Origin of the sequence: Streptomyces rubiginosohelvolus (assembly GCF_014649875.1) — a bacterium.
GTDB classification, from domain to species: domain Bacteria; phylum Actinomycetota; class Actinomycetes; order Streptomycetales; family Streptomycetaceae; genus Streptomyces; species Streptomyces rubiginosohelvolus.
The window spans coordinates 232,663-259,257 of record NZ_BMTW01000005.1; the positions used below are offsets into that span (position 1 = coordinate 232,663).

At 71.2% G+C, this 26,595-nt stretch carries 21 protein-coding genes, 1 pseudogene and 1 riboswitch; of the genes and pseudogenes, 11 read left to right on the forward strand and 11 right to left on the reverse strand.

What is annotated here, in order from left to right:
• The 3 genes and pseudogenes from IE134_RS34150 to IE134_RS15275 form a co-directional block, all read left to right on the forward strand.
• Positions 1–790, forward strand: a pseudogene (locus IE134_RS34150) (hypothetical protein); the annotation flags it as partial.
• Positions 787–1,491, forward strand: coding sequence for a Pvc16 family protein (locus IE134_RS15270; RefSeq protein ID WP_030714990.1), 705 nt, complete (start codon positions 787–789; stop codon positions 1,489–1,491). The pseudogene IE134_RS34150 and the gene IE134_RS15270, both read left to right, overlap by 4 nt.
• The gene (locus IE134_RS15275) at positions 1,488–3,623 is read left to right on the forward strand and encodes an ATP-binding protein (protein WP_189430764.1); all 2,136 of its coding nucleotides are present in this window, start codon (positions 1,488–1,490) and stop codon (positions 3,621–3,623) included. Before IE134_RS15270 ends, IE134_RS15275 begins: the two co-directional genes overlap by 4 nt.
• A gap of 102 nt (positions 3,624–3,725) precedes the next feature.
• Here IE134_RS15275 and IE134_RS15280 read toward each other — a convergent pair whose 3' ends face one another.
• The 4 genes from IE134_RS15280 to IE134_RS15295 all read right to left on the reverse strand — a co-directional run bounded on the left by IE134_RS15280 (position 3,726) and on the right by IE134_RS15295 (position 9,608).
• Positions 3,726–4,982 carry an arginine deiminase gene (locus tag IE134_RS15280; RefSeq protein WP_098018562.1) on the reverse strand — a complete coding sequence of 419 codons (1,257 nt, stop codon included), beginning with the start codon at positions 4,980–4,982 and terminating at the stop codon, positions 3,726–3,728.
• Positions 4,983–5,029: 47 nt separating this feature from the next.
• On the reverse strand, positions 5,030–6,469 hold the full coding sequence (locus tag IE134_RS15285) for a basic amino acid/polyamine antiporter (RefSeq protein ID WP_189430766.1): 1,440 nt from the start codon (positions 6,467–6,469) through the stop codon (positions 5,030–5,032).
• A gap of 172 nt (positions 6,470–6,641) precedes the next feature.
• Positions 6,642–7,841 (reverse strand): S1 family peptidase, encoded by a 1,200-nt coding sequence (locus IE134_RS15290; protein WP_030714981.1) that lies wholly within the window; start codon positions 7,839–7,841, stop codon positions 6,642–6,644.
• Positions 7,842–8,027: 186 nt separating this feature from the next.
• Positions 8,028–9,608 (reverse strand): ABC transporter substrate-binding protein, encoded by a 1,581-nt coding sequence (locus IE134_RS15295; protein WP_189430768.1) that lies wholly within the window; start codon positions 9,606–9,608, stop codon positions 8,028–8,030.
• 330 nt (positions 9,609–9,938) lie between these two features.
• Here IE134_RS15295 and IE134_RS15300 point away from each other — a divergent pair, with 330 nt between their 5' ends.
• A complete protein-coding gene (locus IE134_RS15300) occupies positions 9,939–10,262 on the forward strand; it encodes a hypothetical protein (protein WP_189430770.1) in 324 nt (107 codons plus the stop codon).
• Between the two features lie 32 nt (positions 10,263–10,294).
• Here IE134_RS15300 and IE134_RS15305 read toward each other — a convergent pair whose 3' ends face one another.
• Positions 10,295–13,093, reverse strand: coding sequence for a helix-turn-helix transcriptional regulator (locus IE134_RS15305; protein WP_126930714.1), 2,799 nt, complete (start codon positions 13,091–13,093; stop codon positions 10,295–10,297).
• 467 nt (positions 13,094–13,560) lie between these two features.
• On the opposite strand from IE134_RS15305, the gene IE134_RS15310 reads away from it, so the two are divergent.
• Positions 13,561–14,067 (forward strand): cupin domain-containing protein, encoded by a 507-nt coding sequence (locus IE134_RS15310; RefSeq protein ID WP_189430772.1) that lies wholly within the window; start codon positions 13,561–13,563, stop codon positions 14,065–14,067.
• A gap of 199 nt (positions 14,068–14,266) precedes the next feature.
• On the opposite strand, the gene IE134_RS15315 is transcribed toward IE134_RS15310, so the two are convergent.
• The 6 genes from IE134_RS15315 to gcvT all read right to left on the reverse strand — a co-directional run bounded on the left by IE134_RS15315 (position 14,267) and on the right by gcvT (position 19,621).
• The gene (locus IE134_RS15315; protein ID WP_126930713.1) at positions 14,267–14,659 is read right to left on the reverse strand and encodes a type II toxin-antitoxin system VapC family toxin; all 393 of its coding nucleotides are present in this window, start codon (positions 14,657–14,659) and stop codon (positions 14,267–14,269) included.
• Positions 14,656–14,928 (reverse strand): hypothetical protein, encoded by a 273-nt coding sequence (locus IE134_RS15320; protein WP_097887073.1) that lies wholly within the window; start codon positions 14,926–14,928, stop codon positions 14,656–14,658. Before IE134_RS15320 ends, IE134_RS15315 begins: the two co-directional genes overlap by 4 nt.
• A gap of 241 nt (positions 14,929–15,169) precedes the next feature.
• A complete protein-coding gene (locus tag IE134_RS15325; RefSeq protein WP_030714969.1) occupies positions 15,170–16,555 on the reverse strand; it encodes an L-serine ammonia-lyase in 1,386 nt (461 codons plus the stop codon).
• A gap of 171 nt (positions 16,556–16,726) precedes the next feature.
• Entirely contained in the window at positions 16,727–17,986 is a 1,260-nt protein-coding gene (gene glyA, locus IE134_RS15330; RefSeq protein WP_097985901.1) for a serine hydroxymethyltransferase, read from the reverse strand.
• A gap of 19 nt (positions 17,987–18,005) precedes the next feature.
• The gene (gene gcvH / locus IE134_RS15335; protein WP_010060008.1) at positions 18,006–18,383 is read right to left on the reverse strand and encodes a glycine cleavage system protein GcvH; all 378 of its coding nucleotides are present in this window, start codon (positions 18,381–18,383) and stop codon (positions 18,006–18,008) included.
• 122 nt (positions 18,384–18,505) lie between these two features.
• Positions 18,506–19,621 carry a glycine cleavage system aminomethyltransferase GcvT gene (gcvT, locus tag IE134_RS15340; protein ID WP_030714965.1) on the reverse strand — a complete coding sequence of 372 codons (1,116 nt, stop codon included), beginning with the start codon at positions 19,619–19,621 and terminating at the stop codon, positions 18,506–18,508.
• Between the two features lie 177 nt (positions 19,622–19,798).
• Positions 19,799–19,896: riboswitch (glycine riboswitch) on the reverse strand.
• A gap of 204 nt (positions 19,897–20,100) precedes the next feature.
• Here gcvT and IE134_RS15345 point away from each other — a divergent pair.
• From IE134_RS15345 to IE134_RS15370, 6 genes are all read left to right on the forward strand, one after another.
• Positions 20,101–20,775, forward strand: a complete 675-nt coding sequence (locus IE134_RS15345; RefSeq protein ID WP_030714964.1) for an AAA family ATPase — start codon at positions 20,101–20,103, stop codon at positions 20,773–20,775.
• Between the two features lie 89 nt (positions 20,776–20,864).
• On the forward strand, positions 20,865–21,635 hold the full coding sequence (locus IE134_RS15350) for an enhanced serine sensitivity protein SseB (RefSeq protein WP_010060002.1): 771 nt from the start codon (positions 20,865–20,867) through the stop codon (positions 21,633–21,635).
• A gap of 188 nt (positions 21,636–21,823) precedes the next feature.
• The gene (locus IE134_RS15355; RefSeq protein WP_030714961.1) at positions 21,824–22,612 is read left to right on the forward strand and encodes an enhanced serine sensitivity protein SseB C-terminal domain-containing protein; all 789 of its coding nucleotides are present in this window, start codon (positions 21,824–21,826) and stop codon (positions 22,610–22,612) included.
• Between the two features lie 252 nt (positions 22,613–22,864).
• Positions 22,865–24,535, forward strand: a complete 1,671-nt coding sequence (locus IE134_RS15360) for an ABC transporter substrate-binding protein (protein WP_097985904.1) — start codon at positions 22,865–22,867, stop codon at positions 24,533–24,535.
• Between the two features lie 85 nt (positions 24,536–24,620).
• Entirely contained in the window at positions 24,621–25,625 is a 1,005-nt protein-coding gene (locus IE134_RS15365) for an ABC transporter permease (protein ID WP_030714956.1), read from the forward strand.
• 1 nt (position 25,626) lies between these two features.
• Positions 25,627–26,589, forward strand: coding sequence for an ABC transporter permease (locus tag IE134_RS15370; RefSeq protein WP_030714954.1), 963 nt, complete (start codon positions 25,627–25,629; stop codon positions 26,587–26,589).
• Positions 26,590–26,595: the final 6 nt, after the last annotated feature.

Genomic DNA, 26,595 nt, shown 5'->3' on the forward strand with positions numbered 1-26,595 from the left:
GCCGCCCACCCCGCCCCCGACGACGCCTCCGCCGACCACGGACCCGCCGTCCCCGACCCCCACCCCGACGACCCCGGCGCCCACCCCGCCGCCGACGACCACACCGCCCCCGCCGCCGGCCCCCGCACCCCCGCCGCCCGCGCCCGAGGCCGGACCCGCCGTCACCGTGCGGGCCCAGCCCAGCCCCGGCTACGTCGGCGGCAAGGTGGTCGTCACGTACACCGTGCGCAACGGCAGGAACGCCCTGGCCACCGGCCTCCGGCTGGACCTCGGACTGCCCCGGGGCATCCCCGCCGGCGCCCTCCCTGCGGGCTGCGCCCGTGGCGCGTGCACGCTCCCCGACCTCGCGCCCCGCGCGTCCACGGTCATCAGCGTCGTCCTCTCGCCCGACAAGGCGCTCCGTACGACCATCACCGCGTCGCTCACCACCACCGGCACCGACGCGAACCTCCGCGACAACGTCTCCCGGATCCCGCTGCGCATCCTGCAGCCCCGGATCATCGCGGTGCCCGAGGTCGGCAAGCCCGGGTTCGTCACCTCCGTACGCGGCAAGGACTTCCCGCCCGGCGCACCCGTCACCCTCAGCTGGAAGCCCGGCATCACCGCCGCGGCCGCCCCGACCCGGCCGCTGGGCGACGGCACGTTCATCGCCCAGCTCCTCATCCTGGCCAAGGACGAGACCGGGCCGCGCGACATCATCGCGAAGGGCCCCGGGTTCAGCCCGGTGAAGACGGACTTCCTCGTCGTGCTCGGCACCATCACGCCGCCCGACACGGTGATCCGCCGATGATCCACGAAGTCGACGAAGGGCTACGGCTGTTGCTTGCCGAGGCCGGACTGGAGGACAGCGGCGTCGACCTGGTCTTCGACGCCCCGACGAAGGACTGGTCCGCCCGCCGCAACGCCCCGACCATCAGCGTCTTCCTGCACGGCATCCGCGAGGACGCGGGCCGTCGGCGTACCGGCACGGCGGAGACGCACGACGAGGAGGGCGTGATCACCGGGTGGCGGACCCCGCCGCGCTGGTTCGAGCTGACCTATCTGGTCACCGCCTGGACCAACCGGCCGCAGGACGAACACCGGCTGCTCTCCGAGGTGTTGCGCACCCTCGTCCGCACGGACACGCTGCCCGCCCGGCTGCACACCGGCAGCCTCGCCGAACTCGGCCTGACCGTCGAGCTGGAGGCGGCGGGCCCCGGAGCCGGCGGCCCGTCCGCCTCCGACGTCTGGTCCGCGCTCGGCGGCGAACTGAAGGCCGCCATCGACCTCCGGGTCCTCGCCCCGCTGGCCGGTGAACGCACCGCCGCCGGACCGCCGGTCACCGAGGGCCTCGTCATGAAGGCCGCGCCGCACGTGGACGGCGAACCCGGCGACCCGGGCCGCCGCCTGCGCTACGACGGGGCGACCGACCCCGGCGGACAGGGCTTCGCCGCACCCCGGGAACGGCGACTGCCGCCCGGCCGACGCAGGCGGGGGAACGCCGCACGATGACCCCGGCAGTACAACAGGCCCAGCAGGCACGTGAATTGACCGACGTGGAGGCGCTCTGGGAGCGGCTCGGCCAGGTCGAGCAGCGCGTCCGGGAAGCCGTCGCCGCCCGCCGGGCCGTCGACCCGGACCCCGACGACCCCTACCGGGGGCAGTACCTCACCCCCGAGGCCGCGGACCGCGTCCTGGAGACCCGCGACGCGTTCACGCCCGTACCGGCGTACGGGGACGGGGAACCGGCCGGGGAACCGTCCGGCGCGGAAGGCGGCGGCCGAATCGGTGAGTTGGCCGGACGCTTCGGCCTCGCCCCGCCGGACGTCGACCTCCTGCTGGTCGCCCTCGCCCCGGACATCGACCCCCGGTTCGAGCGGCTGTACGGCTACCTCAACGACGACCTCACCCGCCGCCGCCCCACCGTCGGCCTGGCCCTGGAACTCTGCGGGCTCCCCGCCGCCGGCTCCGGGCGCTTCCGGTTCTCGCCTGCCGCCCCGCTCGTCGCGGGCGGCCTGCTGGAGATCGCCGACACCGAACGGCCGTTGCTCTCGCGCTTGTTGTGCGTACCCGACCGGGTCACCGCGTATCTCCTCGGCGACGACGAGACCGACGGCCGGCTGCGCGGCATCGTCCGCGAGGACACCCGCGCCCCGGAGCCGGACGAACGGCCCGAGGTCCCCCGGGTCGCGGCCGCCCTCGGCACCGGCAGCGGCCTGGTCCACCTGCTCGACCGGGGCGGCGACCCCCACGGACTCGCGGTCCAGGCCCTGCGCACCGCCGGCCGGCGCCCGCTCGTCGTCGACATCGCCGCGCTCGCCACGGCCCCCGAACCAGCGCCGCTCGTAAGGGCGTTGGCGACGGAAGCCCGCCTCGGCCGGGCCGGGGTGGTCCTCGGCCCGCTCGAAACGCTCGCCCCCGAACGCCCCGAGGGGGCCCGGCTGCTGGGGTCCCTGTGCGCGGCGCTCGGCTCGACACCCCTCATCGCGTACGGGAAGAAGAACTGGGACCCGCTGTGGACCCCGGAGAGCCCGGTGCCCGTCACGGTCCCGCCGCCCGGCCCCGACGGCATGGCGCGGCAGTGGCGGCGGGCACTCGCCGACGCGGGTCGTTCGGTCGGTCTGTCCGCCGCGTACGCCGCCGCCGACGACGCGCTGATCGAGGCGGCCGCCGCCTACCGGCTCGACTCCGGACAGCTGCGCCGGGCCGCGACCGTCGCCTCCCGGCTGGCCGTCCTCGGGCCCCGGCCCGTCACCCCGGAGGACCTGCGGGCGGCGGTCCGCGCCCAGAACGGCGCGGGCCTGGAGCGGCTCGCCCGCCGCATCGAGCCCGGCGTCGGCTGGGACGACCTGGTGCTGCCCCCGGCCACCCGCACCCAGCTCGCCGAACTCGCCCTGCGCGCCCGCCACCGCGAGACGGTCCTCGGACAGTGGCGGATGCGGCCGGGCGGCGGCCGGGGGAGAGGCGTCATCGCCCTGTTCGCCGGAGAGTCCGGCACCGGGAAGACCATGTCCGCCGAGGTGGTCGCCGCCGACCTGGGCATGGAGCTGTACGTCGTGGACCTCTCCACGGTGGTGGACAAGTACATCGGGGAGACCGAGAAGAACCTGGAGCGCATCTTCGTCGAGGCGTCCGACGTCAACGGCATCCTGCTGTTCGACGAGGCCGACGCGATCTTCGGCAAGCGCTCCCAGGTGAACGACTCCCGCGACAAGCACGCCAACATGGAGTCGGCCTATCTGCTCCAGCGCATGGAGTCCTTCGACGGCATCGCCGTGCTCACCACCAACCTCCGGGCCAACCTCGACGAGGCGTTCACCCGCCGCCTCGACGTCATCGCGGAGTTCCCGATGCCCGACGCCCGCCAGCGCCTCGCCCTGTGGGACCGCTGCCTGGGCCCGGCGGTCCCGCGCGACGCCACGCTCGACCTGGAGTTCTGCGCGGACCGCTTCGAGCTGGCCGGCGGCTCGATCCGGGCCTGCGCGGTGACCGCCGCCTACCTCGCGGCCGAGTCGGGGGCCCCGCTGACCATGGACCAGCTCGTCACGGCGGTGCTCCAGGAGTACCGCAAGCTGGGGCGACTGGTGCTGGAGAGCGAGTTCGGCCCCTGGCTGGCGAAGGAACGGGCGCGCGCCGGGCGGTAGCTCGTACGGGTACGGGTGCGGGGCCCGCGCCGGGCGGTAGCTCGTACGGTACGGATCCGGGGCCCGCGCCCTCCGCGGATCCGTACCCGTGCCCGTACACCGTCAGAACGCCACCGCGTCACGGATCAGCGGGCAGGTCATGCAGTGCCCGCCGCCCCGGCCCCGCCCCAGCTCCGCGCCGACGATCGTGATGACCTCCACCCCGGCCCGCCGCAGCAGGGCGTTGGTCTGGGTGTTGCGGTCGTAGGTGAAGACCACCCCGGGCTCCAGCGCCACCGCGTTGTTGCCGCTGTCCCACTGCTGGCGCTCCGAGGCGTAGACGTCGCCGCCCGTCTCGATCACCCGCAGCTGGGGCAGGCCCAGGGCGCGGGCCACCACCTCGGTGAACGGCGTCGAACCCTCGTCGGTGATCTCGATTCCGGGCGCCCGGTCCGAGGGGCGTAGCGAGAACGTGTGGACTCCGTCCATGATGCGCGGGTACAGCGTGACGATGTCGCGGTCCGCGAAGGTGAACACCGTGTCCAGGTGCATCGCCGAGCGCAGCTTCGGCATCCCGGCGACGATGACGTGCTCGGCCGCCCCCTGTGCGAAGAGCGCGGCCGCGACCTGGGTGATCGCCTGGCGGGAGGTCCGTTCGCTCATGCCCATGAGGACGACGCCGTTGCCGACCGGCATGATGTCCCCGCCCTCGAAGGTGGCCCGGCCCCAGTCCTTCTCGGGGTCGCCCCACCAGATCGTGGAGCCCCGGAAGTCGGGGTGGAAGGTGTAGACCGCCTTCATCAGCAGGGTCTCGTCGTGCCGGGCGGGCCAGTAGAGCGGGTTGAGCGTCACCCCGCTGTAGAGCCAGCAGGTGGTGTCCCGGGTGTAGAGGGTGTTGGGCAGCGGCGGCATCAGGTACTCCCGCGCCCCCGTGCCCTCCCGGGCCAGACCCACGTAAGCCGAACGGAACTCCTCCGGGAGGTCGGCGATGGCCAGGCCGCCGATGAGATGGTCGGACAGCCGTCGCGGGGTCAGGGAGTCGAGGAAGGCGCGGGTGTCGTCGACCAGTCCGAGACCCACCTCGTTCGCGTCGATCTTCCGGTCGAGCAGCCAGGACCTGGCCGCGGGGATCTCCATGGTGGCGGCCAGCAGCGCGTGCAGTTCGACGACCTCCACCCCCCGTTCGGTGAGCTGGGCGACGAAGTCGGCGTGGTCGCGCTGGGCGTTCTCCACCCACATCACGTCGTCGAAGAGGAGATCGTCGGAGTTGGTCGGGGTCAGCCGGCGGTGGGCCATGCCGGGGGCGCAGACCAGGACCTTGCGCAGCCGCCCCACTTCGGAGTGGACGCCGAGGGCGGAGGCGGGGGCGGTAGGTGTCACGGTGGGCCTTTCACTCGGTAGGGAGGAGGGGCGACGGGTGCGGGCGCTCAGAGTTCGATCCAGCCGGCGGACAGGGCCGCGATCCCGATCGCGGCGCCGATGACCGACACCGCGCAGATGACCGCCTCACCGGGGGAGAAGAGCCTGCGTCGCTGTTCCCTGCGGGACTTGACGAAGAGGAAGGTCGCCGGGGCGTAGAGGATGAAGGAGACGAGGACGAACTTCGGCCCGGCCGCGTACAGCAGGAACGCGGTGTAGAGCGTCGCCACGACGGCGGTGACCAGCTCGCGCCGGGTGGAGCGCCCCACCGCGCCCCAGCGTTCCGGCCGGGCCGCGACCTTCAGCGCGAAGGCGGCGGCGAGCAGGAACGGGATCAGGCTCAGTGCGCTGGTCAGATCGAGGGCGAAGGTGAACGCGTCGTCGGAGAAGAGCGTCACGACGAGCACGATCTGGCTCAGGCACGTGGTCAGGAGCAGCGCGTTCTCAGGCACGTCCGCCGCGGTCGACTGCCCCAGGAAGCGCGGCATGTCCTTGTCCTTGGCGGCGACGAAGAGGACCTCGGCGGCCATCAGGGTCCAGGCGAGATAAGCCCCGAGCACGGAGACGATGAGGCCGACGCTGATGAAGACCTTCCCCCACGTCCCGACCGCCGACTCCAGTACCTCGGCCATCGACGGCTGCCGCAGCTCGGCGATCTCGGCCATCGGCAGCAGCCCGTAACTGACGATCGTGACGGAGGCGAAGACGGCGAACACGCTCAGGAAGCCCAGGACGGTGGCCCGGCCCACGTCCTCACGGCGTTTCGCGTGCCGCGAGTAGACGCTGGCGCCCTCGACGCCGAGGAAGACGAACACGGTGGCGAGCATCGTCCCGCGGACCTGGTCGAAGAGGGTGCCGGCCTCGTCGGTCCCGCTGAAGTTGTCGGCGAAGACGGACGGTTCGAAGTAGAAGAGCGCCAGCACGACGAAGAAGAGGATCGGCACGATCTTCGCGACGGTGACGATCCGGTTGATCGCCGCCGCCTCCTTCACACCTCGCCGGATCAGCAGGAAGAACCCCCACAGCCCCACCGAGGAGACCACCACCGCCGTCACCGTGTCGCCGTCGCCCAGCACCGGTGCCACCGCGCCGACCGTCGACATGATGAGCACCCAGTAGGTGACGTTGCCGACGCAGGCGCTGGCCCAGTAGCCGAAGGCGGAGAAGAAGCCGAGATACTCCCCGAACCCGGCCTTCGCGTACGCGTAGACCCCGGCGTCCAGGTCCGGCCGCCGCACGGCGAGCGCCTGGAAGACGAAGGCGAGCATCAGCATGCCCGTCCCCGCGACCGCCCAGGCGATCAGGGCCCCCGCGACCCCGGTCTCCTGCGCGAACCGGCTCGGCAGCGAGAAGACTCCGGCCCCGACCATCGAGCCGACCACCATCGCGGTCAGGGTCGGGAGCGTCAGTTTGGCGGCCGGTCGGGGCGGGGCCTCGGGGTGGCTCATGGTTTCCCTCGTCGATGCGGTCATCGGCCAACCAGGGAAAGCTAGCAACATATCGGGCGATTTGTCCCAGAGTGTGGGGCGGTGGCGCGACCGGGGGCCGCTCGCAGGTCGTGCGAGCGGCCCCCGGCCTGTTCTGTCAGGGGTGTCTCCCCTTCGGCGCCTCTGTCGGTGCCTAGTTGGTGTTGAGCGTTAGCCCGTAGTAGCGGAGGGCGTCGTCGAGCGGCTGGAAGTAGGAGGAGCCGCGCGAGTTGACCCCGCCGGTGCACTGCTGGTTGGTCGGGCCGCCGGAGGTCATGCCCTGCGCCTGGTTTCCGGAGATGTACGCACCGCCGCTGTCGCCGCCCTCGACGCAGACGCTGGAGGTGGCCAGGCCGCTGACGACCGTGTCGGGGCCGCCGTTGAGGTCGACGTAGGTGACGGTGTTGTTGTACGAGCCGATCGTGCCGCAGGTCCAGCCGGTGGTGGCGCCGGACTTGCAGACCGCGGCGCCGGACGAGGCGCGGGTGCCGCCGCGGACGGCGACCGGGCTGCTGTTGCCCCAGGTGCCGACGCTGGTGGTGATCGAGTGACCGGAGTTGATGGTCAGGATGCCCATGTCGACGCTGCGGGTGCCGAGCGCGTACCGGCTCTTGTAGCCCTGGGCGAAGGCCGCCCCGTCGTAGCGCAGGGTGTTCGTGACGCAGTGCCCGGCGGTCACCAGGTACTGCCTGCCGGAGCTGTCCCGGGCGCCGTAGCCGACGGAGCACCACTGGGTGGTGTTGTTGAACGTCATCTTGCTGCCGGGGTAGATCGCGGCCTTGGCCTCCAGTTTCTCCTGGCCGCGCACGATCCGGACGGCGGAGCCGTGCTCGGCGGCCTGGGCGAGGAACGCCTTGGCGGCGGCTCCCCGCTCGTTGTTGACCTTCACGGTCACCTGGTCGGCGGGCAGGTCCACGGACCAGGCGACCACACCGGAGGGGGTCTTCCCGGCGGCGAGGCGGTCCAGCTCGGCCTTGATCCTGTCGAGTGCGGCCTGGCCTCTGGCGGGCACGCGGGCATCGAGGCCGGCCTGCTCGATCCGGGCCGCCTCGGCCTGGTCGCCGGCGTTGACGGTCAGCCGGCCCGAGGCGTCGAAGAACGCCCCGTCGCCGGATATGCCGCGCTTCCGCAGCTCGGCGAGCTTGCCCTGCTGGGCGTCCTGCCGGTCCAGCCGGTCGGCCGCGGCCTTCTCGCTCACACCGAGCGAAGCGGCCAACGCCCGGACCATCTCGGGCTGGTAGCGGGGCGTGGTCGCCGCGTCCTGTGCCTGCGCCATGCTCTGGGTGCCCAGAACCGTGGCGGCCGAGAGCAGGACGCCCGCGGCGGCAAGGCTGTACTTCCGTGTGTTGCGCACGCTGATTCCTTCCGGATGACAGCCGGAGACCCGTATGGGGGGTGAAGCGCCGGGCCCCGGCCGACGGCGAGTTCAGAACTCGCCGCGAGCCGAACTATTGAGGCCCGGCGTTCGCCGGGATACCCGGAGCGGCGCATTCACGGATACGCAGATAATGCGAAGGGAGCTTCCGAGGCTCAAGGCGCCTCAGAGCCGGCGGAGTTCCCACAACCGCCAGATCGCGTCCTCGGCGAGCAGATGCCCGCCCAGGACGGTGGAACGCGTCACGACATGGCGCTGTTTGTGCCAGACGGGAATCAGGGGAGCGTCCTTCGCGATCGTGTCCTGGACCGCCCGGAACCGCTGAATGGCCTTGCTGCGATCGGTGAACCGCTGGGTGTCCCTGATGGCGTGGTCGACCTCGGCCGATGTGTAGCCGTTGCCGAGGACGTTGCCGGTCCCCACCAAAGGCTGGACGAACGTGTCCGCGTCGGGGAAGTCCGGTATCCACTGGTAGAGGTGGACGTCGAACTCACCCTTCAGGCTGCGCTTCTGGTACGTCGTGAAGTCACGCTCCTCGACCAGCTCCACCCGGAACAGGCCGTCCTTCTCCCACTGCTCCTTCAGCGCACGCGCCTCGACGGCGGCGATCCCGTTCTGGTGGCCGAGCTTGATGCGTACCGGAGTGCTGACGCCGGCGGACCGCAGGCGTTCGGCCGCGTACGTGGCGTCCGCCTCCGGGTAGCGGTCGAAGAACGCCGTGCTGTGTCCGACGACGCCCTGCGGGACGAGTGAGTACAGCGGCGTCACGGTGTGCTCGAACACCTCGCCCGCCAGGTGCCCGCGGTCGATGAGCGAGGCCAGGGCTCTGCGGGTCTCGGCGCGCCCCAACGGCTCCCGCTGGGAGCGCATGTTCAGCACGAGGTAGTGGGCTTCGGCGCTGTCTCCGGCGGAGAGGCGTACGTCCTCGTCGCTGGGGTCGATCCCGGCGAGGGTGGCGGCCGGAAGTCCCGCGTAGGCGATGTCGACCGTCCGGGCGTTCCAGGCCTCTTCGACGTTCTGCGATGTCTCGAAGTAATGGACCTCGACCGCGACCCCGCGTCTGGTCACGGCGCCCTTGTACGCGGCGTTCGGCTTCAGGGTGATGGACTTCTCGGCCGTGTAGGACGCGATGACATAGGGCCCCGAACCCGAGGCGCTCTTCTCCTCCCGCAGCCGGTCCGCCGGGAACTCCGCCGGGTCGACGAGGGACCCGGCTCCGGTGGCGATCTTCGACGGCCAGGTGGCATCCGCGGTCGCGAGACGGAACGTCACGAGGGAACCCCGGGCGTCCACGGAAAGGAGGTTCGCGAACAACGGGCCGGGCCCCAGCGGATCGCGGATACGCAGAATGCGTTCGAACGAATGCTTCACCGCCGTCGCCGTGAGGGGATTCCCGTTGGAGAACGTGAGGCCGTCACGGAGTTCGCACCGGTACGTGGTGAGTGCGGGGGAGGTGAATTCACAGGACTCGGCCGCGTCGGGCTTCGGGGTGGGCGACCCCGGTTCGAAGGTGAGCAGGTTCTGGTAAATGTTGGTGAAGACCGCCCAGGAGCCGGCGTCGTACACCCCGGCGGGGTCCAGTCCCGCCAGAACACTGGACGTCCCGATGGTGATGGGCTTTTCGTCCGCGGAATCGGTGGGGGATAACTGGCAGCCACTGGCGAACAGAAGTGCGAAGGATCCTGCCAGGATTCCGGGGCGGATGAATGTCATGGAGGTGCTCATGCTTCCCTTGGTCATGGGCATGGCGATGTTGCGTCGGTGGGGGAACCTAGTGACAGAGCGTGCGCGTTTTTTATCCGTGGGCGTGAATCACGGATACGGCGTTGTGCGCACGGACCGGCCCGCTGCGGTGTGCGTCGCGGCGGGGCCACGGCGTCGGGCACGCCGCTCGCCCGCCGTCGCCGGGCTCCGGTCGGCCGGATGCGGGGCGAGCGCGGCCGGGATTGCCCTTCGGATGCCGGGATACGTACGGGGCGCGTACGAGATACGTATAGGTGATCGGGTCATTCCGGATATTGAGGGCCGGACGCACCTCGTACGTTGGAGATACCGCGACACCGAGGAGATGGCGTCATGGCCGAGTTCTACTTCCAGGTCAATGTCCCCACCCGGAACACCGTGCAGCCCGACCGGTGCGGCCTGCACGTCTTCACCGGGTGCGCGGAGACCGAGTCGGATGCCCTGCGCATCGCGCGCGAGGCGTGCGACGCGGCGGTCGCCGCACAGAAAGCCGGCTTCGCCATCCCGCGCCGGCGCCCGGACGGCTGGGGAGCGCGCGGCGTACGTTCCGGCTGGGTGTTCGACTGGGCGGCCGCGACCGTGGCCGTCTGGGAACACGACCGGACCTTCTGGGCCGCCAGGTCCTTTCTGCCGGTGGACGCCCCTCGGAGCCGGTGAGCCCGGAGCCCGTGACCTCGGAGCCGGTGACCTCAGAGCCGGTGGGTGAGGTCGCGGCGGGAGAGCGCGCCGGTCTTCCGCATGGCACCGGCGATGTGCTGCTCCACGGTCCGCGGGGAGAGATGCAGGGTCGCGGCGATCTCCCGGTTGGTGAGGCCGGAGGACGCGAGCTGCGCGACCTCCGCCTCCCGGGGGGACAACTGGTCGGAGTGCGACGGACGTCCGGGCGGGCGGCCCTTCTTGGCCGGCTGCCGGGTACGCAGCAGGGCCCGGGCCCGCGTCGCGTCCCAGACGGCGCCGAGGTCGGTGAAGTGCTGGGCGCAGGACTCCAGTTCGGCGATGGCGGAGGCGGTGGTGGCGGGGTTCGGGGAGCTTTCCGGACCTGCCGGGGCCGCCGGCCCGGTCCGGCCCTCACCCGCGCCGGCCGCCGCTGACTCTCCGGCCCCGCCCTCCGCCACGCCCTCCGTGTCCGCCGCGAGTTCGCACCGCGCCGCGCACTCCGTGGTCAGTGCCTGGCTGTAGGGGCGCGGAAGCTCCGCGTAGGCCGCCGCCGCCTTCCGGTACGTCTCCGCGGCTGCCGGCAGGCCGTCCGGCCGCCCCTCGGCCAGGGCCTCGCTCTCCGCGAGTACGGCCCGGCTCCAGGTCAGCGCGGCCCTGGCGGCGGGCGCGTCCGCATCGCCGAGGCCCTGGGCGAAGTCCCGGACCATCGAGTGCGCCGTGGCTGTGTCGCCCGCCCGCGCCAGGGCCTCCACGGCCCACGGCGCGAGTTCCGCGGCCCAGGGCCACACCCCCTTGTCGGCCACCACCGTCCATGCCGCCCGTGCCTGTTCCGCCGCGTCGGCCACCTCCTGGCGGGCCAGCGTCAGACGGATCACGGCGCCGGCCGCCGTCGCGCCCAGGGGCACCGGCAGGTTCTCCGTACCGAACGTTCCGCGCTGGGACAGCCAGGCCCGGGCCTCTCCCCAGTCCCCCTGGGCGACGGCGAGCAGGCCGCGTACGACGTAGGCGTCGGAGGAGAGGAACGGCATGTCCGCCGTGTCGGCGACGAAGTCCTCGCACCGCTTGGCCAGGCCCAGCCACTGGCCGGTCCACCACTCCTGGAGCAGCCGCGTCCCCGACGCGCTGTGCTCCGTGTACGGCGCGCCGCTGCGGGTGGCCAGCTCGCGGCCCTCGGTGAGCAGACCGTCCACGCGCCGGTAGAAGCCGAGCCAGACGGCGGAGTCGGCGGCGTTGCACAGACCGCGCGCCGCCTGCCGGGCGCAGGCGGGGTCCGTGCTCTGTACGGGCAGCCGCTCCACCAGGTCCCAGGCCTCGGGGTCGGCCCAACTCATGGCCAGCCCCACGTGGTTGGCCAGCACCGCCGTCCGCATGGCGTCGTCCCCGCTGTCGTCCGCGGCGGCCGCCGCCTTGATCAGCCACCCCCGGTGGACGTCGAGGGAGGCGCCCGGCCAGTAGGGGGTGACCAGGGCCGCCATGGCGCGGGCGGCCAGCACGGATCGCACCTCGCGCAGTTCGGCGGCGGCGACCTCCAGGACCCGCCAGCCCTCGGCGAACCGGCCCATCTGGTTGGAGAGCATCAGCCCCAGGTCGAGCCGCAGCTCCCCGCGTACGGCCGGCGGAAGATCCGCGTCCCGCACGATCTGCTCCAGCACCTCCACGGTCTGGTCCGAGCGCAGCCCGGTCACCGCGTTACGGGCCAGCAGCGGCGCCAGCCGGGCCCGGGCCTGCGGAGGGATGCCCGGGGTGGCGAGCGTCCGCTCCAGCAGGGTGATCGCCTCCTGGTGCCGGCCGGACGCCGCCGCCGACTCGGCCGCCTTCTCCACCGCCCTGAGCCAGCCGCGGTGCTCGCCGGCCGCCCGGTGGTGTGCGCCCACGGCGGCCCACGGCACGGGCTGCCTGCGGCTGAGCACCCCGGCCGCCCGCCGGTGCAGGTCCTGCCGTACGGGACCGGGCACGGTGTCCCGTACGGCGTCGGCGGCCAGCGGCACGGCGAAGCCGTAACGCCCCTCGCCCAGCTCCGCCAGCGCCGCGCTCTCCAGGGCCCGCAGCAGCGCGTCGCTCCCCGGTACGGCCCCGAGCCCCGACACCGCGATCAGCTCGTCCCGGGCGGCGGGCCCGTCCAGGACGGCGGCCGCCCAGACCAGCGGCCGGTGCGCCGGGGACACCGCGTACGTGCGGCTGAGCACCAGCTCCGCCAGGCGGGCCGGCACCCCGGCCGCGGCCACCTCGGCGGCGGTGCCGGTGAAGGCGGGCCGCTGTTCCCGCAGCATGGCCAGCAGATCGACGACCGCCCGGGGAACCCCGCCGGTGCGCTCGCGCAGCGCGCTCACGGCCTCGGCCGTACAGCTCTCGCCCAGCACCTCGGCGGCGGCCCGGCGGACGCGGTCCTCGTCCCAGGGCGCCAGCCGGTCCCCGAGCACCGTCAGCCGGAAGGGGTACGTCATGGCGGAGCCGCCCAACGGCATGCCGGGGACGGGGAGTTCCTCGGGGCGGTAGGTCACGGCGGCCGCCGATCCGGGCTCCATCCCCGCCAGCACCCGGCGCAGCTGTCGCAGCTCGTCCTCGTCCGCCCGGTGGACGTCGTCCACCAGCAGCAGGGCCGGCTCCCGCCAGACCTCGCCCTCCGCCGGCTCCGGCCGCCCGCCGTCGGCCCCGCACCGCCACCACAGGCGGGCCACATCCGGTGTCCCGGGCAGCTCGGCCAGCTCGCGCAGCAGATGCGTCTTGCCGAGGCCGGCGGCGCCTTCGACGAACAGCAGCACCGGCCCGGCGTCGGGGGCGGCGAAGGCGCGGGCGAGGGACCGCCGGGCAGAACCACACGTCGCGATCACGTCGCCACCCTCGCTCTCCGTCGTCCCGCTGCCCCGGCCCACCACAGTGATGCCCAGGCCCATTCTCGGCGAACGACAACGGACGTACCTCTTCACGGGTAGTCGCCCGCGGTCACGGTCCGCGCACGCGGGGGGATGCGGATGCCCGGGCGTACGGAAGGCCCTTCGGCGAAACGGCGCGCAGCGGAGCACGCCCGGCCGACTGCTGCCCGCAGGGCGCAGGGCCCTTCCGGCTGGGACCCGGGAGGACGACGCGCGCAGGTTCCTTCCGCAAGCCCGGTCACCGCGGCCCGAAGCTATGCCACGGCTGTGCCTACGGATATCCGAGGAGGCGGATCCACGGATACGCAATCAAATGCTCGCCGTGCCGTGAGCCCGCCCCGGGACCGGCGGACTGCGGCGATGGCCGGGACGGAGCAGAAGCGGAATGATGGGACAGCGGGACGGATCGGAGACGGTGGTGCGGTATGAGTGATCCGGCAGTGGTGGCGGCCGGCCAGGGACGCAGGTTTCCCGGCCCGACCGGAGCGCCGATGACAGTGAAGATCGACAGCTCCGCGACCGGAGGGGCGTACTCGCTGATCGAGTACTCCCACGCTCCCCACGCGCCGGGCCCGCCACCCCATGTGCACGAGCACCACGATGAGGCTTTCCGGGTCCTTGCTGGCGAGCTGAGCCTGGATGTGGGCGCGCGGACGCTGACACTGAGCGCGGGGGAGTACGCGGTCGTGCCCCGGGGCGAGGTCCACCGGCCCTACAACGCCGGAGAGGTCGAGTGCCGGTTCCTGTTCATCACCTCGCCGGCCCTGGACGGGTTCTTCGCGGAGATGGCGGACCTGAACGCGGCGACGAACGGCCATCCGCCGACCGCCGCGCTGAAGGAACTCGGAGCGCGCTGGGACTGCGTGTTCTCCGAGCTGCCCGAGGCGGGAGACGCGGTGACCCGCATGGTGAACGAGACGCCCTCGTCCTGACCCGGGGCGTCATCGCTCGGAGAATGCCCCGGGGACTTCCGGACCCCACGCCCATCAGCACGGGTCAGGGCCCACTCCCTCAGCACTCGATGATGTTCACCGCGAGCCCGCCCCGCGCCGTCTCCTTGTACTTCACGCTCATGTCGGCCCCACAGTGCTCTGATTCGCACAAGAGGTGGGTCGGGTCGCGGCCTCGCGGTCAGACCTTGATGACGCGGATGCTGGGGCCGCAGAGCATCAGGAGGTCTTCGGGGTCGGATGTCAGGACGGTCGCTGGGGTTGGCGAGGTGAGTGCGGTGGCGGCCACGATGGCGTCGAGGGCGTACTTGTGGCCGTGCAGTCCGGCCGCGGCCAGGAGCTTGCTCGCTTGGCGGGCGACGGCTTCGGTGGGCGGGATGATGTTCACGCGGGAGACTGCGTAGTCGAATCGGGCCTGGTTGACCCTGGGGTCGCGTGCTTCGACGAGGGTGACGGAGCTGGTGATGACGCGGATGTCTTCGGCTTCGGCCGCGGCCAGCCACTCGCTGATCTCGGGCGTGCGTCGCACCAGTTTGGACAGGCCTTCGCAGTCCAGGACGAGCGTGCCGCTCACGCGGCGTCCGCCGAGCCCGCGGCGTCGCCGCGGAGAATGGCGCGTTTGGCGTCGACCGCCGCCTGATCGACCGGGCCGTGTTCGGCTTCCGCGTCTTCGATGAGCTCGCGCAGGCGGTCCCGTTCCAATTGGCGCTGGATCAGGGTCTCGACGTAGGCGGACATGCCTCGTTTGCCTGTACGTGCCTTGAGGGCAGCGATGGTGCCTTCGTGGAGGGAGACCGATACGGGTCGGACGGGTCCTTCGCCGGGCGCCTGGGAGGTAGCCATGCGGCCGAGTTTAACAAAACTCTTGTTATTGGATGAGGATGATTCTCCGACCGGGTGTGTCGGAGAGACATCCACAGATGCGCGGGTGTCGCGAACTTCCAGGTCAAGCGCACATCGCCGAGGGACCCGGCAGGGACTTTCGCGTCCGGCCCAGGGGCGGTCCAGGGACTTTCCGCCGTGCAAGCAGGGAAGGCCCTGACAGCGCTGAAAGATATAAACGCGCTGGTCAGGGCCCACGTCCTCAGCACTCGATGATGTTCACCGCGAGCCCGCCCCGCGCCGTCTCCTTGTACTTCACGCTCATGTCGGCCCCGGTCTCCTTCATGGTCTTGATGACCTTGTCGAGGGAGACCTTGTGGCTGCCGTCGCCCCGCAGCGCCATCCGCGCCGCCGTGACCGCCTTCACCGCCGCCATGCCGTTGCGCTCGATGCAGGGGATCTGGACGAGGCCGCCGACCGGGTCGCAGGTCAGGCCCAGGTTGTGTTCCATGCCGATCTCGGCGGCGTTCTCCACCTGCTCGGGGGAGCCGCCGAGGACCTCGGCCAAAGCGCCGGCCGCCATCGAGCAGGCCGAGCCGACCTCGCCCTGGCAGCCGACCTCGGCGCCGGAGATCGAGGCGTTCTCCTTGAAGAGCAGGCCGATCGCGCCCGCCGCGAGGAGGAAGCGGACGACGCTGTCCTCCTTCTCCGCCTCGGTGCAGCCGTGGGACGCGAAGTTCATGTAGTAGTGCAGGACGGCCGGGATGATGCCCGCCGCGCCGTTCGTGGGGGCGGTGACGACGCGGCCGCCCGCGGCGTTCTCCTCGTTGACCGCCATCGCGTAGAGGGTGATCCACTCCATCGCGTGGGCCTGCGGGTCGCCCTCGGCGCGCAGCTGGCGGGCCGTGTTCGCGGCGCGGCGGCGGACCTTGAGGCCGCCGGGGAGGATGCCCTCGCGGGACATACCGCGCGAGACGCAGGCCTGCATGACGCGCCAGATGTCCAGCAGACCGGAGCGGATCTCCGCCTCGGTGCGCCAGGCCAGCTCGTTCTCCAGCATCATCGAGGAGATGGACAGGCCGGTCTCGCGGGAGAGCCGCAGCAGTTCGTCGCCGGTACGGAAGGGGTGTTTGAGGACCGTGTCGTCCGGGACGATCGGGTTCTCCCCGGCCACCGCGTCCTCGTCGACGACGAAGCCGCCGCCGACCGAGTAGTACGTCTTCTCCAGGACCGGGGCGCCCTCGGTGTCGTACGCGAAGATCGTCATGCCGTTGGCGTGGTACGGGAGCGCCTTGCGGCGGTGCAGGACCAGGTCGTCGTCGAAGGCGAACGGGATCTCGTGCATGCCCAGCAGGTTGATCCGGCCGGTGGAGCGGATCTCCTCCACGCGGGTGTCGGCGCTCTCCACGTCCACCGTCTGCGGCGACTCGCCCTCCAGGCCGAGCAGGACCGCCTTGGGTGTCCCGTGCCCGTGGCCGGTCGCGCCGAGGGAGCCGTACAGCTCGGCCCGTATCGAGGCGGTGTGCGCGAGCAGGCCCTCGTTCTTCAGGCGGCGCGCGAACATCCGGGCGGCGCGCATCGGTCCCACCGTGTGGGAGCTGGAGGGGCCGATACCGACCGAGAAGAGGTCGAAGACCGAGATGGCCACGGGAAGACTCCTTGGGGGGTGGGAAGACGCCGTTGTCTGCCTGGGTGGTGCGGGACAAGCGGGGCAAGCGGGATGAGTAGGACCGGCGGGGGCAAGGAACGGGGCACCGCGCTCACTTTTCTCCAGTGTGCGCGGTGCCCCGTCCGGATGCGCGGAACCGCAGGCCAGGTGCTACTTCAGGCCGGGGTACAGCGGGAACTTCTCGGCCAGCGCGGCGACGCGGGCCTTGAGGTCGTCCGCGTCGTACGACGGCTTGAGGGCGGAGGCGATGATCTCCGCGACCTCCGCGAAGTCCTCGTCGCCGAAGCCGCGGGTGGCCAGCGCCGGGGTGCCGATCCGCAGGCCCGAGGTGACCATCGGGGGACGCGGGTCGTTCGGGATGGCGTTCCGGTTGACCGTGATGCCCAGCTCGTGGAGCCGGTCCTCGGCCTGCTGGCCGTCCAGCTCGGAGTTGCGCAGGTCGACCAGGACCAGGTGCACGTCGGTGCCGCCGGAGAGGACGGAGACGCCCACCTCGGTGACGTCCGGCTGGACCAGGCGCTCGGCCAGGATCCGCGCGCCGTCCAGGGTGCGCTGCTGGCGCTCCTTGAACTCCTCGCCCGCCGCGACCTTGAACGAGACCGCCTTCGCCGCGATCACGTGCTCCAGCGGGCCGCCCTGCTGGCCCGGGAAGACCGCCGAGTTGATCTTCTTGGCGAGCTCCTGGGTGGAGAGGATCACGCCGCCGCGCGGACCGCCGAGGGTCTTGTGCGTGGTGGTGGTCACGACGTGGGCGTGCGGCACCGGGTTGGGGTGCAGCCCGGCGGCGACCAGGCCCGCGAAGTGCGCCATGTCGACCATCAGGTACGCGCCGACCTCGTCCGCGATCCGGCGGAAGGCGGCGAAGTCCAGCTGGCGCGGGTAGGCGGACCAGCCGGCCACGATCAGCTTCGGCTGGGACTCCTTGGCGAGGCGCTCGACCTCCTCCATGTCCACGACGCCGGTCTCGTCGACGTGGTACGGGACCACGTTGTAGAGCTTGCCGGAGAAGTTGATCTTCATGCCGTGGGTCAGGTGACCGCCGTGGGCCAGGTTCAGGCCCATGATCGTGTCGCCCGGCTTCAGCAGCGCGAACATCGCGGCCGCGTTCGCCTGCGCACCGGAGTGCGGCTGCACGTTCGCGGCCTCGGCGCCGAACAGGGCCTTGATCCGGTCGATCGCGATCTGCTCGACGACGTCGACGTGCTCACAGCCGCCGTAGTAGCGGCGGCCGGGGTAGCCCTCGGCGTACTTGTTGGTGAGGACGGAGCCCTGCGCCTCCATGACGGCGACCGGAGCGAAGTTCTCCGAGGCGATCATTTCGAGGGTGGACTGCTGACGGTGGAGCTCGGCGTCGACGGCGGCGGCGACGTCCGGGTCCAGCTCGTGGAGGGAGGAGTTCAGAAGCGACATCAGGGGGTCCCTTAAGGTCTCAGTTGCCGGAGAACGCGGTGTACTCGTCGGCGGAGAGCAGATCGGCCGGCTCCTCCGCGACGCGCACCTTGAACAGCCAGCCGCCCTCGAAGGGAGCGGAGTTCACCAGCGAGGGGTCGTCCACGACGTCCTGGTTGGCCGCCGTCACCTCACCGGTCACCGGCGAGTACAGATCGCTGACGGACTTGGTCGACTCCAGTTCGCCGCAGGTCTCGCCCGCGGTCACCGTGTCACCGACCTCCGGGAGCTGGGCGTAGACGACGTCACCGAGCGCGTTGGCCGCGTACTCCGTGATGCCGATGGTGGCCACGCCGTCCTCGAGGGCCGACAGCCACTCGTGCTCCTTGCTGTACCGCAGCTGCTGGGGGTTGCTCATGACCTGAATTCTCCTGTACGCGGGGGAGTGCTGATGAACGGTGGTCTTGCGGTGTGAGACGGAGGTACGTCACTTCTGTGACGCCCGCACGCTGGCATGAGGGTCCGGGTTGTTCCGGAATATCACTTCTGGCGCTTGTAGAACGGCAGCGCGACGACCTCGTACGGCTCGTGCGCGCCCCGGATGTCCACGCCCACGCCCTCGGTGCCCGGCGCGGCGAAGGCCGCGTCCACGTACGCCATGGCGATCGGCTTGCCCAGGGTGGGGGAGGGGGCGCCGGAGGTGACCTCGCCGATCACCTTGCCGTCGGCCACGACCGGGAAACCGGCGCGCGGGACCCGGCGGCCCTCGGCGACCAGGCCGACCAGCTTGCGCGGCGGGGCGGTCTCGGCGCGCTCGGCGGCGGCCTTCAGCGCCTCGCGGCCGACGAAGTCGCCCTCCTTCTCGAACTTCACGACCCGGCCGAGGCCCGCGTCGAACGGGGTCAGCGCGGTCGTCAGCTCGTGCCCGTACAGCGGCATGCCCGCCTCCAGGCGCAGCGTGTCCCGGCAGGAGAGCCCGCACGGGATCAGGCCGTGCGGCGCGCCGGCCTCGGTCAGCGCCCGCCACAGCTGCTCGGCGTGCTCGGGCGCCACGAACAGTTCGAAGCCGTCCTCGCCGGTGTAGCCGGTACGGGCGATGAGCGCGGGGACCCCGGCGACCGTGCCCGGCAGGCCCGCGTAGTACTTCAGCCCGTCCAGATCGGCGTCGGTGACGGCCTTCATGATCGCGGGGGACTCCGGGCCCTGGACCGCGAGCAGCGCGTAGGCGTCCCGGTCGTCGCGCACCTCGGCATCGAAGCCGCCGACGCGCCCGGTCAGCGCGTCCAGCACGATCTGGGCGTTGCCCGCGTTGGCGACCACCATGTACTCGGTCTCGCCCAGCCGGTAGACGATCAGGTCGTCGACGATCCCGCCGTCCTCCTGGACGATCATCGTGTAGCGGGCCCGGCCGTTGCCGACGGTGGCGATGTTGCCCACCAGCGCGTAGCTCAGGAAGGCGGCGGCCTCGGGCCCGGTGACGGTGATCTCGCCCATGTGAGAGAGGTCGAAGAGACCGGCCCGGGTGCGTACGGCGTTGTGCTCGTCGCGCTCGCTGGCGTACCGCAGGGGCATGTCCCAGCCCGCGAAGTCGGTCATGGTGGCGCCGAGCGAGCGGTGCAGCGCGTCGAGGGCGGTGAGACGGGGGGCAGTGCTCATGGATACGGCTCCAGGGCATGACGACGTCAGGACGGAAAATCCTCCCCATCTGTCATCGGAACCTGAGAGGTTCGCCGATAGCCCCTGGCGGGGTATGCCCCTGGAGGGCGCCCCTGTTCAGGGGGCTCGGCTTGCACCTTGGGTGGAGTCGCGGGGCGACTCGCTTTTCAGATCTGCCTCATCCACGCGGTACGGGGCCTGAGAGATTCAAGGGAGGATCTTGCTCCTTCGGCGCCCGGCTCACACTGTGGCCGGAACTCTCCCGCGCGGATTCGAACGGCCGGTATGCAGTTGGCGGGGTCATCATCGCATGCATCGGGCCGGAGTGGGGGGCCCGGTCTCCACTCCGTTCCCCGGAGACGTGAAGCCCCGCGATCGGGGCATGATCCGGACGGCGGGTCCGATGTCGGTTGTGCCGCATTGCCTTTTCTTTACACTTCAGAAGCAGATGGGCGAGACCCGACAGCAGGGGGATGGCGATGACGTTGCAGCGGTCGGTACCGGCCGCGGGGGTCGCGCACGGCGCGGTGCCCGCCCGGCGCAGCGCTCCCGTGCGGGAGCTGCTGGAGACCCGTGCGCCGGTGGTACGTGACCTGCGCGGGCGCACCGGCAACGGCCCGTACAGCCTCGATCTCACCGCCGGTGACATCGTCGTGGTCTCCGGGCTCCCCGGCAGCGGCAAGTCCACCCTGATCCGGCGGGCCGTGCAGGGGCGTGCCATCGACTCCCAGAACACCCGCGACAGCTGGGCCGCCGCCGTGCCCGGATTACTGCCCTACGCCCTCTACCGGCCCCTCGTCCGCGCCGCGCACTACCTCGGCCTGCGGAAAGCCCTGCGCTCCGGTGAGTCCGTCGTCGTGCACGACTGCGGCACCCAGACCTGGGTACGCCGCTGGCTCGCCCGGCACGCGGTGGCCCGGGGCCGCACCTTCCATCTGATCCTGCTCGACGTGACGCCCGAGGTGGCCCGGCAGGGGCAGCGCGAGCGCGGCCGCGGGGTCTCCGGCTACGCCTTCGCCCGCCACCGGCACGCGGTGGCCCGGCTGCTCCGCGACACCGAACAGGGCCTGCTGCCCGCCGGCTGCACCTCCGCGGTGCTGCTCGACCGCGAGGCCGCGGGGGCGCTCGGCCGGATCTCGTTCACGGACGCCTGAGCTTCCACCGCCCGCTGCGGTTAGGGTGCTGGCCGGAGCAGAGGGCCGCCGCGGCGCGGCCCGGGCGGTTGAGAGAGGGCACAGAGCCAGTGGACATTCCGGCACCCGCACCGGCCCACCCCCAGCAGGGGTGGCCCGCCAACGAGCTCGAAGAGGTACTGACGGCCTCGCTCGGCGTCCCGGACGCGGGCGGCCGCCTGGTCGAGGTGCTCGGTCGCAGTTCCGTCTGGGTGCCCCTGCCGAACGGCGGCACCCCCGCGAGCGCGGACCTCGACCTGCCGATGATGGAGATCGACGGCGCCGCCTTCGTCCCGGTCTTCAGCTCGGAGGCCCAGTTCCTCAGCTGCGTCGGCAGCCACATGTCCTTCACCGTCGCGCCCGCCCGCGACTTCGCCCGGGGCCTGCCCCCGCAGGTCGGGATCGCCGTGAACCCGGGCGGCGCCGTCGGCATACCGCTGCCGCCGCCCGCCGTCGCCGAACTCTGCCGGGCGGGCCGCACGGCCTTGGACGGGCCCGCCACCGGCGGCCGGGTCCGGCTGTTCGAGCCGGACTGGCAGCACGACCCGGTCGACTTCCTCACCGCCGTGGCCGAGGAGTTCGAGGCCACCGGGGTCGTGAGCACCGCCCGCCGGACGCTGGCCAGCATCGAGGGCGGCGACCCGGTCCTCTTCGTCGGCGTCGAGTTCGCCACCTGGGACGGAGCGGGGCAGAGCGCCCCCATGGACGCCATCGGCCGGGCCCTCGGCCGGGTCCAGGTGCCCTGGCCGGTCAACCTGGTCCTGCTCGATGTGGCCCAGGACCTCGTGGGCGACTGGATGCGGGAGAAGGTACGCCCGTTCTACCGCCGCGAGGGCCACTGAGGGCCACTGACTCATCGGCGCGAGGGCCGGTGAGGGCCGCGGGGCCGGGCGCCGCGGGACCGCGGCGTCAAGTCGGTCCCTGAAGTGGCGCATAAGCTGGTTTGATGGCGTGGTCGCTCCCGTGTGCCCGGGAACGATGGCGTGAATGCGACGGATCTGCGACGGATCGACGAGGGGCGGAACCCAGGGTGAGTGCGTCAGGCACCGCGGCGGCCGGAAAGGTGGAGCAGCTGCTCCGCCAGGTGACCCCCGGGCGTTACGACGCCTACGAGGAGCTGCTCTCCGCTGTCGCCGAGGGCCGGATCTGGATGCTGCTCTGGCACGGGACGGCCGGCTCGCCGGACGCCCAGTACGGAAACATGGAGATCGACGGTCTGGGGTACGCCCCCTGCGTCACCTCCGCCCAGGAGCTCTCCGCCAGTGGCTGGAACCGGGCCCACGAGCTGGTCACCGGACGCGAGATCGCCCGCGCCCTGTTCCCCGACCGCTGGGGCATCTGGCTCAACCCGCACGCCCCCGGCGGCGGCGTCGGCATCCCCTGGCTCGATCTGCGCCGTATCGCGACCGGCCTGGACCGGCTGCCCGCCGGACCGCTCCGGCTGAGCGAACCCGCCATCGAACTCCCGCAGTTCTACGCCCTGCTCACCCAGAACGCCCACCGCACCCCCGCGATCCGCTCCCTGCGCCGCGCCTGGGTGCACCCCGCGATCGGCGTCCCGTACCTCGCGATCGGCCTCGACCTCTACGACACCGGCCGCGCCGCCGTCGAATCGGTGCGCGAGATGATGCGGCAGTCGGTCGGCGCGGTCCCCGACGGGCTGCCCGTCTCCACCGTCGCGCTCTCCGACGAGTACGACCCGGTCGGCATGTGGCTGCGCGCCAACACCCGCCCGTTCTACGACCGCGAGGCCCACGCCCCGGCGGGCCCGCCGCCGGCCTCCGCACCGGGCTACGGCTACCCGCCGCTTCCGCGCTGACCCGAAGAGCCCCGAGGGTCCGACGAACCCCCGTCGCGGGGAAGGGCTCCGCCCTCCGTCACCCTCCGTCGAACACCCCTCGATGTCCGGCTTGTTAACTTCCCCCGGGAGGATGTCCCGGAACTGGACGGTTTGTTAACTGTCCGGGTCTCGACTAGGTCTCACCGCTATCCGGACTGTTCTCTTGCGGCAGGCACCGTCTGTAGTGTGCGGCCATCAAACCTCACCACATGGCGAACCAGGGGTGGACCCATGCGCATATTCAAGTCCCGGGCTGTCCGGGCGATCACGACAGCGGTCGCTGTCGGTCTGATCGCCACGGGCTGTTCCAGCGATCGGGACGGGGGTGACGCCAAGGGGGGCGACAAGGACACCTTCGTCTTCGCCGGAGCCGGTGACCCCGGTTCCCTCGACCCGGCCCTCGCGAGCGACGGCGAGACGTTCCGCGTCACGCGTCAGGCCTTCGAGGCGCTTCTGGAGCACGAGCCCGGCGGCAGCAAGCTCGTCGGCGGTCTCGCCGAGAAGTGGTCGAGCGACGAGGCCGGCAAGGTCTGGACGTTCAACCTCCGCCAGAACGTCAAGTTCCACGACGGCGAGGCGTTCAACGCCGCCGCGGTCTGCGCGAACTACGACTACTGGTTCAACTGGAAGGGCACGTACCAGTCCAGCGCGGTCTCCTACTACTGGCAGACCATCATGGGCGGGTTCGCGAAGAACGAGGACCCCGAGACGCCCAAGCCGAACTACAAGTCCTGCACCGCCAAGGACGACAACACGGCTGTCATCGAGGTGAACGAGCCCTCGGCGAACCTCCCGGGCGGCTTCTCGCTCCAGGCCCTGGCGATCCACTCGCCGAAGGCCCTCAAGGAGTACGCGAAGCAGGACGCCAGCGCCAAGGGCGACGCGATCACGTACCCGAAGTACAGCCAGGAGGCCGGCACGGTCGCCGGCACCGGCCCGTACAAGATCACGAAGTGGAACAAGGGCAACAAGGAAGTCTCCTTGACGCGCTTCGACGACTACTGGGGCGCCAAGGCCAAGGTGAAGAACCTGGTCTTCCGCACCATCTCCACCGAGGAGACCCGCCGCCAGGCGCTCCAGGCGGGTGACATCGACGGCTACGACCTGGTCGCGCCGGCCGACGTGACGACGCTGGAGAAGGAGGGTTACGAGGTTCCGACCCGTGACGTCTTCAACATCTTCTACATCGGCATGAGCCAGTCGGCGAACCCGGCGCTGAAGAAGCCCGAGGTCCGTCAGGCGATCACGCACGCCATCGACCGCGAGAACCTCGTCAACACCCAGCTGCCCGAGGGCGGCAAGGTCGCGACCCAGTTCATGCCCGACACGGTCGCCGGCTACTCGGACAAGGTGAAGACCTACCCGTTCGACACCGCCAAGGCGAAGGACCTCCTCAAGCAGGCCGGTGAGGAGAAGCTGAGCATCGACTTCTGCTACCCGACCGAGGTCACCCGCCCGTACATGCCTGCCCCGCAGGACATGTTCGAGCTGATGAAGGCCGACCTGGAGAAGGCCGGCATCACCATCAAGCCGAAGGCCATGAAGTGGGCCCCGGACTACCTGGACGCCACCGAGGCGGGCTCCTGCGCCCTGCACATGCTCGGCTGGACCGGTGACTTCAACGACGGCTACAACTTCATCGGCACCTGGTTCGCCGGACCGGACAAGCAGTGGGGCTTCAAGGACCAGAAGGTCTTCGACGCCGTGAACGCCGCTTCGAAGATCACGGACCCGGCCGGCCGCACCGAGGCCTACAAGAAGGCCAACGAGGCCATCGCCGAGTACGTCCCGGGCGTGCCGATCTCCTCGTCGCCCCCGGCCATCGCGTTCGCGAAGAACGTCAACCCGCCGAAGGTCTCCCCGCTGACGCAGGAGAACTTCGCCGAGGTCTCCTTCAAGTAATCGCACACCAGCGGGTCCGCCCGGCCACAGCAACCAGGTGGCCGGGCGGTCCTGCTTCGACGCACGTGAGAAAGGGGCATGCGGGGTGCTGCGACTCGTCGTAAGAAGACTTCTCCAGCTCATTCCCACCCTGCTCGGCCTGTCGGTCCTGCTGTTCCTCTGGCTGAACCGACTGCCCGGCGGACCCGCCACAGCGATCCTGGGCGAGCGGGCCACCGAAGCCGAAGTGGCGAGAATCAACCGCGCACTCGGGCTCGACGAGCCGGTGCACGTCCAGTACTGGCGCTTTCTCAAGCGCATCTTCGAGCTCGATCTCGGAACCTCCACCCAGACCGGCCAGCCGGTGTGGGACGAATTCACCCGCGCCTTCCCCGCCACCGTGGAGCTGAGCCTCGCGGCGATCCTGATCGCCGTCGTCGTCGGCATCCCGATGGGCTACCTCGCGGCCAAGCACCGCGGCGGCTGGCTGGACGTCGCCTCCGTCTCCGGATCGCTGCTCGGCATCTGCATCCCGGTCTTCTTCCTGGCCGTGCTGCTGCGCGGGATCTTCTCCGTACAGCTGCAGTGGTTCCCGAGCCAGGGGCGGCTCGACTCCGGCATCAACGCCACCGACGTCACCGGATTCGCCGTCCTGGACGGCCTGTTGACCGGTGAGTTCGACGCGAGCTGGAACGCGATCATGCACTTGATCCTGCCCGCCGTCGCACTGTCCTCGATCCCCCTCGCCGTCATCGTCCGGATGACCCGCGCCAGCGTCCTGGAGGTGCTCGGCGAGGACTACATCCGCACCGCCGAGTCCAAGGGCCTCGACAAGAAGACCGTGCGCGGACGCCATGTGCTGCGCAACGCGCTGCTGCCGGTGATCACCGCGGTCGGCCTGCTGACCGGCAGCCTGCTCTCCGGAGCGGTGCTCACCGAGTCCGTCTTCGACTTCGGCGGCCTCGGCTCCTTCATCCGTACCGCGATCGACGGCCGCGACTACCCGGTCCTCGTCGGGTTCATCCTCTTCATCGCGATGGTGTACGTGCTGATCAACCTGCTGGTCGACCTCGCGTACAGCATCATCGACCCCAGAGTGCGGGTGCACTGACGTGACGATCCTGACCAACAAAGCAGACAAGATCGACCGTCTCGCCGAGCTGACGCAGAGCTCGGAGGCCGTCACGGGCACCAGCCTGTGGCGCGAGGCGTTCCGCCGGATGCGCTCCAGCAAGATGGCGATCATCGGCGCGGTCATCATCGGCGCGTTCGTCCTCGTCGCGATCATCGGCCCCTGGGTCGCGCCGCACGGGCCCACCGCGCAGAACTGGCGCAGCGAAGTCTTCCCCAACCAGGGCAAGTTCGTCGGCATGCGTGGCGAGAACTGGTTCGGCCTGGACCACCTGGGCCGCGACATGTTCTCCCGCTGGCTCGTCGGCGCCCGGCAGACGCTGCTCGTCGGTGTGGTCTCCATGCTCATCGGCCTGATCGTCGGCGCGCTCGTCGGTGTGCTCTCCGGAGCCGCCGCCACCCTCGGTGGCAAGGCCGGTCAGCGCGTCGACACCGTGATCATGCGCTTCACCGACATCATGCTGTCGCTGCCCTCGCTGCTGCTCGCGGTCTCCATCGCCGCCGTGCTCGGCCAGTCGCTGACCACCGTGATGATCGCCGTGGGTGTCGTCCAGATCCCCATCTTCGCCCGCCTGCTGCGCGGTTCGATGCTGGTGCAGGGCGGCGCGGACTACGTGCTCGCCGCGAAGGCGGTCGGCATCCGGCGCAAGCGGATCGTGCTCACGCAGATCCTGCCGAACTCGCTGAGCCCCGTGATCGTCCAGGCCACCCTGAGCCTGGCCACCGCGATCATCGAGGCCGCGGCCCTGTCCTACCTGGGGCTCGGCAACCCCGACCCGGCCATTCCCGAGTGGGGCGTGATGCTCTCCCAGGCGCAGCGCTTCTTCGACAACGAGCCGATGATGGCCGCCTACCCGGCCGTCGGGATCATCATCACCGCCCTCGGCTTCACCTTGCTCGGCGAGGCCATGCGCGAAGCCCTCGACCCGAAGTTGCGAGGCTGAAGTCCC

What these genes read in the sequence shown, in the direction of transcription:
- IE134_RS15270 (WP_030714990.1), top strand. Translation starts at nt 787, where the DNA reads ATGATCCACGAAGTCGACGAAGGGCTACGGCTGTTGCTTGCCGAGGCC.
- IE134_RS15275 (WP_189430764.1), top strand. Translation starts at nt 1,488, where the DNA reads ATGACCCCGGCAGTACAACAGGCCCAGCAGGCACGTGAATTGACCGAC.
- IE134_RS15285 (WP_189430766.1), bottom strand. Translation starts at nt 6,469, where the DNA reads ATGAGCCACCCCGAGGCCCCGCCCCGACCGGCCGCCAAACTGACGCTC.
- IE134_RS15295 (WP_189430768.1), bottom strand. Translation starts at nt 9,608, where the DNA reads ATGCCCATGACCAAGGGAAGCATGAGCACCTCCATGACATTCATCCGC.
- IE134_RS15300 (WP_189430770.1), top strand. Translation starts at nt 9,939, where the DNA reads ATGGCCGAGTTCTACTTCCAGGTCAATGTCCCCACCCGGAACACCGTG.
- IE134_RS15310 (WP_189430772.1), top strand. Translation starts at nt 13,561, where the DNA reads ATGAGTGATCCGGCAGTGGTGGCGGCCGGCCAGGGACGCAGGTTTCCC.
- IE134_RS15320 (WP_097887073.1), bottom strand. Translation starts at nt 14,928, where the DNA reads ATGGCTACCTCCCAGGCGCCCGGCGAAGGACCCGTCCGACCCGTATCG.
- glyA (WP_097985901.1), bottom strand. Translation starts at nt 17,986, where the DNA reads ATGTCGCTTCTGAACTCCTCCCTCCACGAGCTGGACCCGGACGTCGCC.
- gcvH (WP_010060008.1), bottom strand. Translation starts at nt 18,383, where the DNA reads ATGAGCAACCCCCAGCAGCTGCGGTACAGCAAGGAGCACGAGTGGCTG.
- gcvT (WP_030714965.1), bottom strand. Translation starts at nt 19,621, where the DNA reads ATGAGCACTGCCCCCCGTCTCACCGCCCTCGACGCGCTGCACCGCTCG.
- IE134_RS15345 (WP_030714964.1), top strand. Translation starts at nt 20,101, where the DNA reads ATGACGTTGCAGCGGTCGGTACCGGCCGCGGGGGTCGCGCACGGCGCG.
- IE134_RS15360 (WP_097985904.1), top strand. Translation starts at nt 22,865, where the DNA reads ATGCGCATATTCAAGTCCCGGGCTGTCCGGGCGATCACGACAGCGGTC.